The organism is Sporolactobacillus terrae, assembly GCF_019930545.1.
GTDB lineage: Bacteria > Bacillota > Bacilli > Bacillales > Sporolactobacillaceae > Sporolactobacillus > Sporolactobacillus terrae.
On record NZ_CP082837.1, the window covers coordinates 2,179,814 to 2,193,553 of the forward strand.

The window sequence follows — 13,740 nt, forward strand, 5'->3', positions numbered from 1 at the left end:
AAAATGCCTCATCGTCGTCGACTTTTGAGGCATCTTCATTTTTTATATTAAGTTCAATCGGTAAAATTTCTTATTCGTTTACTGCTGATTCCGCGCTCCGTTTAAACGTTGGCGGAGAATCAAAGAGTGAAATCATTGCCGGAACAAAGATCGGCAGCATAATGAAGCAAAGCACGATCAGACCGGTAATCACAGCCGTTGCTAGCTCAATAAGGAGTACAATTCCTGATGGCATCAAGGTTGCAAAGGTTCCTCCAAGAATGACGAAGGCCGATAAGATCACAGTGCCGACTCGTTTTGCAGCTTCGACAATCGCTTCCTTGCCCGACATCAGCGGATATTCCTTATAACGCGCGAGCAGGAAGATGCTGTAGTCTACACCCAGCGCAACGATCACGATAAAGGCGAAGAAGGGAACGAAAGAAGAGATCCCTTCTAAGCCGAGCATAGTGATGAACAGCGCGTTCAAGACAAACATCGCCGCATAGTATGCACCCATTAGAGACACCGTGATAAACACCGGGATCCAGAAGGAGCGCATCACAACGATCAGCACGAGCAACACGCCAATGAGTACGATAACCGTTAAGCGATTCAAATCTTTTGTCAGAACGTTGTTTGTATCATAGGTTGTCGAACTTGGACCGGCAACGGCTACGTTCGCATCAGCCAATTCCGTGCCTTTCACTCCGCTCCTCGACAGTGTATTCATTTGTTTTATCGTGTTTAAAGCGTTCTTTGAATACGGATCATTGTCAAGAATTACCGTGATCTTTGTAATCGTCCGGTCTTTAGACATGAACGCATCCAAAGCCTGCTGATACTGTTTATCTTTCAGTGCTTCATCCGGTATCGAGAAGGCGCGATTTTCATTAAGCTGTGAAAGGAAAGCGTTGGTCTTTCCCAAGCCGCCCGATAGTTGATCCAAACCTTTATTCACATCGGCGAGTTTATTACTGAATGTATGGAACCCGTTAAGCCCATCTGCCAGCTTCTGCTGACCGGATTTCATTTGCCCCAGTCCGTCCGTTACCTGATCCATGTTGGTGACGATCTTGCCGATGCCTGAGGAGGCACTGTCAAGGCCACTTTTCATTTTTTCAAGTCCTTCAGCCATTTTGGACAGGCCGGCACTCATCTCAGTCAGATGAGTGTTCGCCGTTTTGAATCCGCTCGTCAGTGCATTGTAGTTCTTGTTTAATGCATCGATGCCTTCCGGTGTAATCTTGGCCAATGATGCAGACAACTGATCGATGCCTGCTTTTAATTGAAGATAATTTTGATCATCGGCAACTCCCGGACTGCTGTCACCAAGCGCCGATGTCAGCATTTGCATTTGCGTGAGTGCATTTTTGACACCCAGCAGTGCCTTTGCCGTGTCTTGATAACTGGTGCCCATTTTTGCATAGCCGGACTGCATCTGCTCATAGTTACCGGCAAGTGTGTTCACAGCACCGCTCATTTTTTCAAGATTACTTTCCATTTGTCCGATCCCATCACTGATCGTCTGTGATTGACCCGTGCCGCTGATCCCATTTTGGATTTGCTTAAGTCCGCTGGTCAGGGCAGTCATGCCGTTCTCAAGCTTGGCGGTTCCATCGACCATCTTATTGACTTGAGAGAAGTCAGCAGAGCCAAGCTTTTTCTGAGCCGTTTTCAGGCCGCCGCCGATTTGGTCGATCCCCTTCCGCGTCGCGGACAATCCGTCTGTCACCGACTTCGTCTGATCACCGATGTAAAAGCCATTCACTTCTTGCCCCTGAGGCCTTGTTATGGAAGAAACTTGTTTTACGCCTTTAATTTTTTCCAGCTGTCCGGTTAGTCGATCGATCGCCGCCAGCGACGCGCTATTATCCAACGCTTTTTTATTCTCAATGACAACCGTTGCCGGCATCGCATTGCCTTTGCCAAAATGATCCGCCACAATATTCATGGCTTTAGACGAAGGATAGCTGTTGCCCAGTTCGCCGATCGTATCAAAGTTTAATTTTTCCTGATAGAAAAACACGGCCGGCACAATCAGTATGGCCACCAGAATTACGGCGATAATCGGATGCCTGGTTGCCAGCGACGCAGTTCCCGCCCACATCCTGTTCTCACCGTGTCCCTTAGTACTTTTGGATGGCCAGAACAGCTTTTTGCCAAGCAGTTTCATGGCAAATGGTGTTAAGGTGAGTATCTCGAGTAATAAGAACGCAACACCAATGACCACGACAATGCCCGACTGATAGATCGGCGATTGAGAGAATAGAAGTGCTGCAAAAGCGATAAAGACCGTCAGGATGCTGTAGACAATCGTTTTCCCCGCCGTTTGATAGGTCGAGACAATCGCATCGTCAACAGACAGTCCATTTGCCAGCTCCTCCTTAAACCGGTTAAACAGCAGTATATTATAATCGGTCCCAATGCCGAACAGGATCAGAATAAGCAGCATTTGCGTCAGACTTGTAAGCGGAAAGCCTGCTTTGTCAATCAACTGCGCTGCAATCCCCATCGAGCAAAGATAGGAGAACATAACCGCAAGTAACGAAATAACCGGTGTAACAATTGATCGGAACATAATGACAAGGACAATTAAGATGAACAGAACGGTCAGTGCCGCACTCTTCTCAACTCCGCCTTGAGATGCCTTTAAATAGTCATTATTAATGAAATCCTCACCGCTTAGGTAATGAGTGACCGTCACCTTGTCCAACCGCTGATCAATAGCTTTCTTAATGTCATCGATTTCGCGAGACTTTTTGTCTAACTTGAAGCTCACCATTACCGTTGTTTTATCTTTCGAAATCAGCGAACTTTTCGCTTCAGGGATACTGAAAGGATCCATGATATCGGCAACTCCGAGTGTATCTGCATCATCACGGAATTGTGTCACACCCTGCTCGATCTGATTCAGCTCGTTATTGGAAATTTTAGTCTTGTCATGAAAGACAATCAGGTTATTGGTTCCCTTCGACTTTTCCATTTTACTCAATATGGCGTCAGCTTGTACCGATGGGCTGTCTTCGTTTAATGCCTTCTGCCCTCTGTCTCTAAGAATGGCATTGATATCCGGCTGCATGGCAACGAGCACAACCGTTGCAACAAGCCATAAGCATAAAATGATCCAGCGCGCTTTAATGATTCCTCTCACTTCTGATCCTCCCTGTAAAAACTAAATGAATTTCACCTGCTCGCGATCATTACTCATAAGCAGAATCATCTTTTCTCGATCAAACAGCGTACGTTCAGGCAGTTGTTTATTAGAGAGAGGCAATGATCGTCGAATCCCCCGGGCATCGTTTAAGCCCGTTCTTGACTTCTAAAAGCCTCATTTATTCTCTCTCCTAGAATCCATTGAACATCGTGTTGATTTGATATCACGTTGATAGTATAGTGAACGTAAACGTTAAGTTCAATATGTAATTTTTTGTTTTCTGTTATTGAATAAACAAACACATCACGCATTGTTTAATAAATGAAGGAAAAGGTGAATCTGATGGTGGGTACAAAGAATAACAGACGAACCCAATATACGATCCAAGTGATCAAGGAGGCCTTTTTACGTCTTCTGAACACGAATGAGCTCTCTAAGATAACGGTTACTCAAATTTGCAGGGAAGCGGATGTCAATCGGGGAACGTTTTATTTGCACTTTGACGACCCGCTTGATTTATTCCATAAAATTGAAGCAGAGCTTGTCGATCAAATCAGACCGATTTTAGCCATGCGTCCGCAAGAACAGCTTCATGATTGGTTAAAAAGACTGATTATTAAATTAAAAGCTAACGAAGCAGTTAGCCGAATAATTCTGGCAAATTACCGTGACGGCATCATGATCAATGAGCTGTTTTCTGAAGTACAAGAACAAGCGATTGAGGAATTTAAAGAGGATTTTCATGAGCAGAATCCTCACATTCTAAAGTATTATTTTTCCTATTTTGTCAATGGTTCAATTAGCGCTATTTTAAGTTGGTTCGCAGATGAGGAAGATCAATCGATTGAGGGAATTACTAAGGCTTTAGCCAACGTCTTGTCGCGATCAACGGAATAATTTGAAGAGAGATTGTAATAGTAGATATCGATTAACAGAACAAAGGTGAATTCATATCATCATGAGCATAATGACTTCAAATGAAAAGTGGTGAAAATCATATGGACATGACCATTCAAAAATATATGGCCTTTGTCAAAACGGTTGAACTCGGCAGCTTTACCAAGGCAGCAGAACTATTTAACTATTCCCAATTCGGCATCAGCCGCATGATCAATGATTTGGAAAAAGAATGGAGCGTATCGCTTCTCAAACGTGGGCGCGCCGGTGTACGCCTGACTTCCGACGGATTAAAGCTATTGCCGTTTGCTCAAAATGTATGTAACGACTATCAGAAGTTGCAGACGCAGGTGGATGAACTGAACGGCTTGCAATCAGGGCTCATTCGGATTGGCACAATCTCAAGCATAGCAAACCCATTGGCTTCCAAATGTCATTAAAGCGTTTCAAAAGGACTACCCTAATATTGATCACGAACTTTTGTTAGGCGACTATACGGAAATTGAAAGCTGGATTTCAGAAGGGCGTGTGGATTGTGGTTTCCTCCGTCTTCCTACACACCCTGAGTTTGAAACACTATTTTTGACGCAGGATAAGCTACTTGTTGTTTTGCCGGAAGATCATCCGATGGCTGACTATGACTGCTTTCCTGTGAAAGCGCTATGTGATTACCCATTCATGCTTCTCGAAAAAGGCGCTAAAGCCGAAATATCGGAAATATTCGAAGCGTTTACCCTTAAACCAAACGTACATTTTACGACATGGGATGATTATGCCATCATGTCAATGGTCGAAAGCGGGGTGGGGATCAGCATTTTGCCGGAGCTCATTTTGCAGCGTATTCCCTATCGAATCATAGTAAAGGAACTGGACAAACCGGCATACCGTCAGCTTGGTCTTGCAATGAGAGATAAAAAATCTGCACCGCTTGCGGTTAAGCGATTTTTAGACTACCTGCAATTTAGGCACAACATTGGGAATGAACAGTAATGAAATTCTGGTTTACCTGCTCTTTGTTTTTTTGCATCCATGCAATTTAACTCATTTAGTTTTGCAAATAAAGTCAAGTTACAATCTCAACAAAGTCTCGTATCTACGTCATAATCCCCCCTTCATAAGAAAAACTGGGTAAAGAGCGCCTGATCCTTGCTTTCCGCAGGATGCGGTGGTTTTCGCGTTGCATACAGGACGTACTTTCACAGGATGTGATGACTTTCGCGTTGCATACAGGACGTACTTTCACAGGATGTGATGACTTTCGCGTCGCGTTGCATACAGGACGTACTTTCACAGGATGTGATGACTTTCGCGTTGCATACAGGACGTATGCGCACTTAGCGAAAGCTCCTTTATAATTAGCGGAAGTTCCTTTTACAATTAGCGAAAGATCCCTTCATACGGAAGTTCCTCTACTGTTAGTGAAAGCTCCTTTGCTCTAAATACCGTTTTGAATCATCGACCTTGTACTTGAACAAACATTTCTGTTTCATTAAGCATTCTGGTCGCTCATTAAGTAGCGAGTAAAATAAGCGGAATTTTTCCGGTTAAGCACAGAAAAACCCTCCATTTTCACGTTTTTCGATTCGATAAGCGGAATTTCTCCGTCTATTTAAGTAATTTTTTCATTCATTTTCCAATTAAGCGGAATTTTTCCGTTTATTTCTCAGATTGGGCGATTACCTGATCGCCCATCCGATAGGCTTGAACGACACTTCAGCTGCTCGCTTGCCGCGGGCGATCCGGAAGCCTCCTCGGACACGCATTTATCCTGCGGGGTCTTCCCTGGCTCGCTGTCCCGCAGGCGTCTCGCGCTTACGTGTCTCGAACCAACTTATTGATAAAATGCCGCTTATCGTCGTACCACAAAGCAAATTCATGAACTTTCTTTATCTGCAAAAAAGGTGTTTTACTAGTTAATAGACTAGTGAAACACCTGCATCATTGGCATATACAATCAATTGATTTAGTTAGATAAATAGATTCACATTTGATTTTGCTGCTTCGCCTAGATAGCTGGCAACCCCACCGAATTCAACACCGTCGATGATTTCTTCACGTGCAACGCCCATTAACTCCATACTCATCGTACAGGCAACCATTTTAACACCAAGCTGTTTTGCACGCTCGATCATAACAGCAAGACTGTCAACATTCTTGTCAGCCATGACTTTTTTTATCATTTTCGGCCCCATGCCAGCCATATTCATTCGTGACAGCGGCAGATGATCCGCGTTCTTCGGCAGCATCATACCGAACAGTTTGTCGGTACCCGACTTGCTGATCTTCGCATGAGCCTGCCGCTTAATGATATTAAGCCCCCAGAAGGTGAAGAAAAGTGTGACCGGCTTACCCATCGCAGCCGCCCCAGTCGCAATGATAAACGTTGCAATTGCTTTATCCAAATCCCCGTCAAAAACCACCATTGTTGTTGCTCCGCCATTATTTGAAGCCGTTTGTAATGTTTGCTGAGCATCGTCATGGCTGTCCTTTGCTCCCTTCATCAGCGTCGCGACAACCTTATTGCCGACAATGTTGTTTTTCAGCAATTGATTGCCTGTCGCATCGGCCCAAGCAACAATATCCTTGTGAAAGCCAAAGTCAGAGGCCTGGACCTTCAGGACATCGCCCTCATTCAACTTTTCCATAGATTGTTTAACTTTAAGAATCGGGCCTGGGCACTGCAGCCCGCAGGCATCTACTACAATTTTTGCAGCTTGCGTTCCGTGCTGTACCATTGTTGAAAACGATTCACCTTGATCCGCAGTACGAGGCTGTACTTTCATGTGACCCGTCTCATACTTGGCTTGTTCATACGTTTTCAAACCGCCGTCGAGATTATAGACATCAAAACCATTCAGCGCCAATATGCGCGCCGCATTATAACCGCGGAGTCCAACAGAACAATATACGTAAATCGGCTGATCCTTAGGAAGCTCCTCAATCCGCCCTCTTAGTTCGCCTCGCGGAATATGATGGCTGCCGGAAATTTTTCCGGCGGCCAGTTCGAATGATTCGCGCACATCCAAAAAATATGCCTGCTTCCCAATCAACGCATCGACCTCATGCCATTCAATCGTCTTCACTAACCCCTGCCGCTGGTCTGCAGCAAGATAACCGGCATAGTTTACAGGATCTTTTGCCGATGCATACGGCGGCGCATACGCCACTTCAATCAACTGCAGATCCTCAACCGATCCGTTTAAACGCATGACTGCTGAAATCATGTCGATCCGTTTATCCGCGCCTTCCGTTCCAATCGCCTGTGCACCAAGAATTTTGCCCTGATCGTCATAGATCACCTTCAACTCAATCGGTGCCGCGCCAGGATAATAGCCGGCATGGGAATTCGGATGTAAATGAACAACATGGCAGACAACACCGGCCTGTTTCAAAAGACGTTCATTTTTTCCCGTTGTCGCCACGGTGAGCGCGAAAACCTTAGCCACGGCTGTTCCCTGCACAGGAGGATTTTTCGCCTCTAAGCCATTTAGATAGTCTGCGAGAAACCGTCCCTGCCGATTAGCCGGACCTGCCAGTGGAATTAATGTGGGCATGCCGGTGACGAAATCTGTCACTTCAATCACATCGCCAATCGCAAAAATATCGGGGACACTCGTTTCAAAATGTTCGTTAACGACAATCGCACTCTTAATGCCTGTCTTCACACCCGCTTTTTGCGCCAGTGCACTGTCGGGTAAGATACCAATCGCCATCACAGTCAGGTCGGTATCTATTTCTTCACCACTGCTGAGTACGAGCGTACGCCCGTTGTTGGAAAATTGCGCAACGCCGTCGTTCAAGATGAGCGTGACACCGTGCATTTCAATCTGTTCATGGACAAATTGTGCCATTTCGAAATCAAGCGGCGCCATTACTTGCGGGCTCGCTTCAACTAACGTAACCGCCAACCCTAGTTCAACAAGATTTTCAGTCATCTCCAGTCCAATGAAGCCGCCGCCGATTACTACGGCCTTGCGCACGTTATCGGAATCAATATAATTTTTTATACGCGCAACATCCGGTATATTTCGTACGGAGAAGACATGATCCGCCTCATCGAGTCCCGGGATCTTGGGCACAATCGGTTTTGCCCCAGTAGAAAGAATCAGCCGATCATAATGATCTGTCGATATTTCTCCGTTCAGCACATCTTTTACCGTAATGATGTGTTTTTCTGGCTCTATATCAATCACTTCTGTATTATTGTGAACATCAACATTGAATTCCTTAACCATGTTCTCAACGGATTCAACAAGCAACGCGTCCTTTTCACGGATCGTCCCGCCGACATAATAAGGCAGCCCGCAATTAGCAAAAGAAATGTAAGCACCTTTTTCATACATGACAATTTCATTTTCTTCACTTAATCGCCTGAGCCGTGTTGCTACACTTGCACCCCCGGCGACGCCGCCGACAATAATGATTCTTTGTTTCACAATGGGTCCTCCTGATTCATGTATTTGAGTCGTTGCATTCGCCATAGTCCTGATTAACTTTCTTGGCTTGTTGTCGGTAAAGTAAGATTATTCATGAATCAGACTCATAATCCGACTTGGATCAAATCCGAGTACCCATTGTCCATTAACATTTGTTTGGGGTACACCCATTTGTCCGGTTGTTTCCACAAGACGTTGACCGGCAGCCGGGTCTTGCTGGACATTGACTTCTTTAAATAGCATCCCTTTTTCACTCAGAAAGTTCTTCACCATATGACAATAGGGACAAGTATTGGTCGTATACACGGTAATTTCATTCATCGTTAATAACTCCTTTAAAAGTTTTTTTGCTCTTAATAAGTCAACAGTTTAAGTGTTAATCGTCTCTCGGATCATTTATTTGTTGCACTCTACCCGTGGATTGCTGTAGCAAGCACATACATGGTCTGATCAATCCCCTTCTTACCAACCGCTTGAGCACCTAGTAGCTTTCCCGATTCCGGGTCGAAGAGCAGCTTAAGTGTCATCTGTGAGCTGCCACGCGTGATCCTGCGTGCAACGCCTCGCCTCATAAGGGATCTGTCTGATATCTCTGTAGCATTTTTTCCTTAGCATTCAATTGGTCCGTGCCAGTTCATCATCCCGCCAGCCATATTTTTCACCTTAAATCCACTTGCGGATAAGATGGCGTAAGCCACATCGCTTCTGTTTCCGGAATGACAAACCATGACGTGTTCTTGCTCTTTGTTGATTTCACCGATTCGGTTCTGAATCTCATTAACCGAAATATTAATCGCCCTCGGAATATGTCCCTCGGCAAATTCAAATGGTTCACGAACATCAATAATACTTACTGGTGTATGGTTGCGTATCAAACGTTCCACTTCTTCAGGTGTCAGTTCTTCATACATGCTGTTTTCCTCCTTGAATCATTCAAAATCTATGCAATACCATACCCCCATAGGTATATATCAATCTATAAAAAAACTAAATCCAACGATTCATCCCGCCGCGCACATTGGTCACTTTTTCATATCCCGCTTTTTTCAAAAGCTTACAAGCAACTGAGCTTCTCATACCGCTTTGACAGATGACAACGACTTCTTTTTCTTTCGGGATCTTGTTGAGATGATTATGCAGAGTTTGCAGCGGAATATTGATAAAACCCGGAATTGATCGACTGCTGAACTCCGGTTTTGTGCGTACGTCAAGAAAGTATTTCCCCTTTTTATTAGGCAGATAAGCCTCTTTTAGTTCCGAAGTGCTTATCTTTGTAATTTTAGGTTTGCAAAAGAACAGGCAGTTCATATCTACTTTTCCTCTTTTCGCCATTCGATTCACCGCATCTTGATCCTTTAGCGACTTTTCACCAGCATTTGAACCGCTTCATTTATGATGGATTCAGCTGATCCGCCGCCGCTTTCAATCTGCTCTCGCAGACAGGCTTCCAAATTCTTTCCAATTACTAAACCAAGTGCACGATCCATTGCCGTCCGAGCAGCAGTCATCTGGGTCACTACACTGCGGCAGTCTTCGCCTTGTTCCATCATGTTAAGAATCCCGCGGATCTGACCATCAATTCGTTTCAATCGATTTTTCATTTGCGCTGTATACTCCATAAACAGCCTCCTTATACCCCTATAGGTATAATAATTGATGCATTTTTTTCTGTCAAATAAAAGGACAGTTTAGCTAAGCGAAAGACCTAGATGATCGGAAACCTCCTCAGCTTTTTTAAAAATGCCTGTACGGTCTCGCCATTCGCCCTTCAAATAGCTTCCAGACTATTCATCAATCCGTACAACACGGGATTTATCAATCGTTTCGATTCCTGAAGATTTCTCTTTCTTCATCCGTATTTCTAAAATTTCACAACATTTGCACTATGATTGCACATCGCAATACAATCGAATATAATTTTGGTATAGGAGGTGTTTCGAATGACAAGAACATCAAACATTTTCGCCCGTGTCGAACCTGAAATTAAGGAGCAGGCTGAACAAGTGCTGAAGCAGCTTGGTATTCCCATGTCCAACGCGATCAGTCTTTTTCTGCGTCAGGTCGTGCTGCAGCGTGGGATTCCCTTCGATATAAAACTGTCCGAAAACAAGCCGCTCACTTTCGAATCTCTCAATGAAAAGACGTTCAACGATGAAATTGAAAAAGGACTAGCTGACCTGACTGCCGGGAGAATTACATCGGCTGACCGCGTCGCCGAGAAGATGAGGCAGGATTATGGCAAATGAGTCAGTGGAAGATTGTATTCCTTCGGAAATGTTCCATTATAGTACTTAATCGACTCGATGATCTGTTTCATTTTCTTAGGATCCTTTCGTATATGTGTCGACCAATTCATGTTGTATCCTTTGCGCACTCATGGCATCAAAATAACTTTAAGCTTGAGCCACTAAATAGCGATCATCAATACATTCCTGTAACAATACTTGATGAAAAAACATCCTGTCGCTCTGGCGGCAGTGGTGTTCTTTCACCCTCAGCTTCTTAGAATCTTCTCCATCGACTTGCCTTTCGCCAGTTCGTCCACCAGTTTGTCAAGCCAACGAATTTTCTGCATAAGCGGGTCTTCGATGTCTTCGACGCGATGTCCACAAATCACGCCTTTAATTTTGACGGCGTTGGGGTTGACTTGCGGCGCATCGGCGAAGAACGTTTCAAAATCAGCGTTCTTGTCAATTTGCTCCTCAAGACCTGCATCGTCATAACCCGTCAGCCAGCAAATCACAGCATCCACCTCAGATTTACTGCGCCCTTTTCGCTCAGCCTTTTGAATGTAGAGCGGATAAACTCTCGAAAACGCCATTTTGTACACGCGTTCATTTTTCATATCATGCCACTCCCCTTTGCTTCTATCCATTCACTCAATGACTACTGGAATAATTCCAGACAGAATGACTTCAGTAAGAGTATTCTTTACTGCTTATAGCTGATTGTTGATTCAACCGGATGAAACAATCGGACATTGCTCGCTAGACCATCTTTGTCTCATTCCCGAACAAAGTGATCCAGCAATGTACGCACTTCATCGGTTGACTTTGTACTCATCAACTGATTTCTTAATTCACTTGCCCCGCGAAAACCGCGGACATAGATCTTAAAAAAGCGATGAAGCGCTGTAAACGGACGCAGCTCTAATTCTTCCGAATACTGATCATAGAGATCCAGATGCAGCTTTAAGAGATTAAGCAGTTCCTGGCTACTATGATCTTTCGGTTCCTTTTCAAAAGCAAATGGATTTGTAAAAATACCGCGCCCAATCATGAGTCCATCAATGCCATATTGATCAGCGAGCTTCAAGCCGGTTTGACGGTCAGTGATATCGCCATTGATCGTCAAAAGTGTATCCGGTGCCACCTGGTCACGCAGTTTCTTAATCTCCGGAATGAGTTCCCAATGGGCATCGACCTTGCTCATTTCCTTTCTTGTACGCAAATGGATGGTAAGATTCGCGATGTCTTGTTTCAATAGATGCGTCAGCCAGTTACGCCATTCGTCTACATCCGTGTAACCCAGCCTTGTCTTCACACTTACAGGCAGTCCCCCTGCTTTGGTTGCTTGGATTAAATCGGCTGCAATTTCAGGACGCAGGATAAGGCCGCTTCCCATCCCATTCGCCGTCACATTAGGCACCGGGCAGCCCATATTGATATCCACCCCACGAAACCCTTGTTTCGCCAGACCAATACTCATCCGCCGAAAGTGTTCAGGTTTATCCCCCCATATTTGGGCAACTATCGGTTGTTCATCCTCTGTAAACGTCAAACGCCCACGCACACTTTGGATTCCCTCTGGGTGACAATAGCTCTCCGTATTTGTAAACTCGGTAAAAAACACATCAGGTATGGCTGCCGCACGCACGACATGACGAAAAACAACATCCGTTACTTCTTCCATTGGTGCCAGTACAAAAAAAGGCCGCGGCAAATCATGCCAAAAATTATCGATCATCGTTACATTCAAATCCTCACATTATGGGATGCCTGACCAAAATCGCCATCCCCAAAATTACTTTCTTAACACTTATAGCACGCACAAGTACCTTAAAGCAAATGACCTACATTTGACACGATAATTTTCACACGTAACAAAAGCCAACAAGAAAAGGATGCTTATTAAATTGGAAATGTTTCTTTTGGTTTAGAAGCTCTTGACTATAAAGTGCTGCTCTCTAAAATTTTCCGGATAGAAATTTTGTCCATACCTTCCTTACAGTAACCTGAACTATTCATGATCCACTCCGGCGACTAGCTAGAACATGTGGTTAACAAAGGAATTCATCTTTACCTGTACGAGCAAATAGGGTAGGCGGTCATTCATTGGGGGAACACTATAATTCAGCTCATTTTACCCATTGTGATCCTCCAACTTAATGATCTCTTTATCGCTCAATCCGGTTAGTTCGCTGATTTCAGCATGACGCATTCCTTTTTGCAACAGTTTTCGGGCAAATTGTTCCTTTGCTTTTCGTTCTCCTTGTTCAATTCCTTGTTCAATTCCCTGCTCAATTCCCTGTTCAATTCCCTCTTTCTTTCCGCGGTCATAAAAGGAATTGGGCCACTTGAGCACTTCTTCGCGAATTTCTTCCGGAAGCTTTTTTGCTTGATCCATCAATTGATCCACCTCTTCCTTTTCTAATTGAAGATAGGTCTCGAAAAATCCATTGATCATGCTTTCACGCGCTTCTCCAAGATGCATTGTGATCATTTGCCTGATAAAAGCAAGTCGTACCTGTACACGTTCCCTTTTCGAGTAGTTCATCTTGCTCATCAGCGCGGCGGCGGCAGGATTATTGCTGTTCATAAATTTTCGCCAGCTCATTCTAGAAAGTTCGAGTTTTAAAAAATGGAACGTGCTAACAACCATTAGATGCGGCACTTTTATCACAAATTCGTCCGGTTCATCTCTAACTCCATCATAACTAAAAATGGCGATTGGTAAAACAGGTTTTCGAAATTTCAGATAGATCATGCTGTAATAGATATACATCCGTTCGGAAAAATCATCTTGGTAATAATTCTGTGCTTCAAGATGGACAATCAGGATGACATCCTTTTTTGATTTCAGCTTCGTTTCTGCGATTACATCTGCCCGTTTTTTGTCGCCTTCGACCATATCCGCAAACAGTTCCTCGGAAAGGAATTTTTTCTCGGAAAGATCGAGTGCCTGGTAAATTTTCGGGAAGAATGCTTCGAGAAATTCATCAAAAAATTCGTGAAGCAGGACTTTAAAGTGTCGATCGTGGTCTATAGACAT

Annotated in this window: 13 protein-coding genes; 4 read left to right on the forward strand and 9 right to left on the reverse strand. The window is 44.3% G+C overall.

The genetic code is table 11. From position 1 onward, the window contains the following. Positions 1-70: 70 nt before the first annotated feature. Entirely contained in the window at positions 71-3,133 is a 3,063-nt protein-coding gene (locus tag K7399_RS10400; protein ID WP_128167016.1) for an MMPL family transporter, read from the reverse strand. 345 nt (positions 3,134-3,478) lie between these two features. On the opposite strand from K7399_RS10400, the gene K7399_RS10405 reads away from it, so the two are divergent. The 3 genes from K7399_RS10405 to K7399_RS16260 all read left to right on the forward strand — a co-directional run bounded on the left by K7399_RS10405 (position 3,479) and on the right by K7399_RS16260 (position 5,023). Further along, complete coding sequence (locus K7399_RS10405) at positions 3,479-4,033, forward strand: TetR/AcrR family transcriptional regulator (protein ID WP_028983560.1); 555 nt, start codon at positions 3,479-3,481, stop codon at positions 4,031-4,033. A gap of 101 nt (positions 4,034-4,134) precedes the next feature. Further along, positions 4,135-4,473, forward strand: coding sequence for a LysR family transcriptional regulator (locus tag K7399_RS16255; RefSeq protein WP_307723003.1), 339 nt, complete (start codon positions 4,135-4,137; stop codon positions 4,471-4,473). A 25-nt stretch (positions 4,474-4,498) separates the two neighbouring features. Beyond that, positions 4,499-5,023, forward strand: coding sequence for a LysR family transcriptional regulator substrate-binding protein (locus tag K7399_RS16260; protein WP_307723004.1), 525 nt, complete (start codon positions 4,499-4,501; stop codon positions 5,021-5,023). Between the two features lie 977 nt (positions 5,024-6,000). Here K7399_RS16260 and K7399_RS10415 read toward each other — a convergent pair. The 5 genes from K7399_RS10415 to K7399_RS10435 form a co-directional block, all read right to left on the reverse strand. Beyond that, a complete protein-coding gene (locus K7399_RS10415) occupies positions 6,001-8,469 on the reverse strand; it encodes an FAD-dependent oxidoreductase (RefSeq protein WP_164875499.1) in 2,469 nt (822 codons plus the stop codon). A gap of 87 nt (positions 8,470-8,556) precedes the next feature. Next, the gene (locus tag K7399_RS10420) at positions 8,557-8,790 is read right to left on the reverse strand and encodes a glutaredoxin family protein (protein ID WP_028976645.1); all 234 of its coding nucleotides are present in this window, start codon (positions 8,788-8,790) and stop codon (positions 8,557-8,559) included. A 287-nt stretch (positions 8,791-9,077) separates the two neighbouring features. Beyond that, entirely contained in the window at positions 9,078-9,380 is a 303-nt protein-coding gene (locus K7399_RS10425) for a rhodanese-like domain-containing protein (protein WP_128167020.1), read from the reverse strand. 76 nt (positions 9,381-9,456) lie between these two features. After that, positions 9,457-9,801, reverse strand: coding sequence for a rhodanese-like domain-containing protein (locus K7399_RS10430; protein ID WP_223362600.1), 345 nt, complete (start codon positions 9,799-9,801; stop codon positions 9,457-9,459). A gap of 23 nt (positions 9,802-9,824) precedes the next feature. Next, entirely contained in the window at positions 9,825-10,088 is a 264-nt protein-coding gene (locus K7399_RS10435) for a metal-sensitive transcriptional regulator (protein WP_028976641.1), read from the reverse strand. 321 nt (positions 10,089-10,409) lie between these two features. Between K7399_RS10435 and K7399_RS10440 the strand changes: the two genes are divergently transcribed. Beyond that, a complete protein-coding gene (locus K7399_RS10440) occupies positions 10,410-10,715 on the forward strand; it encodes a type II toxin-antitoxin system RelB/DinJ family antitoxin (protein ID WP_128167022.1) in 306 nt (101 codons plus the stop codon). A 248-nt stretch (positions 10,716-10,963) separates the two neighbouring features. On the opposite strand, the gene K7399_RS10445 is transcribed toward K7399_RS10440, so the two are convergent. The 3 genes from K7399_RS10445 to K7399_RS10455 all read right to left on the reverse strand — a co-directional run bounded on the left by K7399_RS10445 (position 10,964) and on the right by K7399_RS10455 (position 13,740). Continuing rightward, positions 10,964-11,314, reverse strand: coding sequence for a DUF2200 domain-containing protein (locus K7399_RS10445; protein WP_010026441.1), 351 nt, complete (start codon positions 11,312-11,314; stop codon positions 10,964-10,966). 158 nt (positions 11,315-11,472) lie between these two features. Then, positions 11,473-12,435: a tRNA dihydrouridine synthase gene (locus K7399_RS10450; protein WP_010026442.1), complete on the reverse strand. Its 963-nt coding sequence runs from the start codon at positions 12,433-12,435 to the stop codon at positions 11,473-11,475. Positions 12,436-12,831: 396 nt separating this feature from the next. Then, positions 12,832-13,740: an RpnC/YadD family protein gene (locus tag K7399_RS10455; protein WP_223362297.1), complete on the reverse strand. Its 909-nt coding sequence runs from the start codon at positions 13,738-13,740 to the stop codon at positions 12,832-12,834.

Bases quoted from the DNA above. Each gene is read 5' to 3' on its own strand.
- K7399_RS10420 (WP_028976645.1), bottom strand. From the start codon at position 8,790: ATGAATGAAATTACCGTGTATACGACCAATACTTGTCCCTATTGTCAT.
- K7399_RS10440 (WP_128167022.1), top strand. From the start codon at position 10,410: ATGACAAGAACATCAAACATTTTCGCCCGTGTCGAACCTGAAATTAAG.
- K7399_RS10405 (WP_028983560.1), top strand. From the start codon at position 3,479: ATGGTGGGTACAAAGAATAACAGACGAACCCAATATACGATCCAAGTG.
- K7399_RS10450 (WP_010026442.1), bottom strand. From the start codon at position 12,435: ATGATCGATAATTTTTGGCATGATTTGCCGCGGCCTTTTTTTGTACTG.
- K7399_RS10425 (WP_128167020.1), bottom strand. From the start codon at position 9,380: ATGTATGAAGAACTGACACCTGAAGAAGTGGAACGTTTGATACGCAAC.
- K7399_RS16255 (WP_307723003.1), top strand. From the start codon at position 4,135: ATGGACATGACCATTCAAAAATATATGGCCTTTGTCAAAACGGTTGAA.
- K7399_RS10435 (WP_028976641.1), bottom strand. From the start codon at position 10,088: ATGGAGTATACAGCGCAAATGAAAAATCGATTGAAACGAATTGATGGT.
- K7399_RS10430 (WP_223362600.1), bottom strand. From the start codon at position 9,801: ATGGCGAAAAGAGGAAAAGTAGATATGAACTGCCTGTTCTTTTGCAAA.
- K7399_RS10455 (WP_223362297.1), bottom strand. From the start codon at position 13,740: ATGTCTATAGACCACGATCGACACTTTAAAGTCCTGCTTCACGAATTT.
- K7399_RS10445 (WP_010026441.1), bottom strand. From the start codon at position 11,314: ATGAAAAATGAACGCGTGTACAAAATGGCGTTTTCGAGAGTTTATCCG.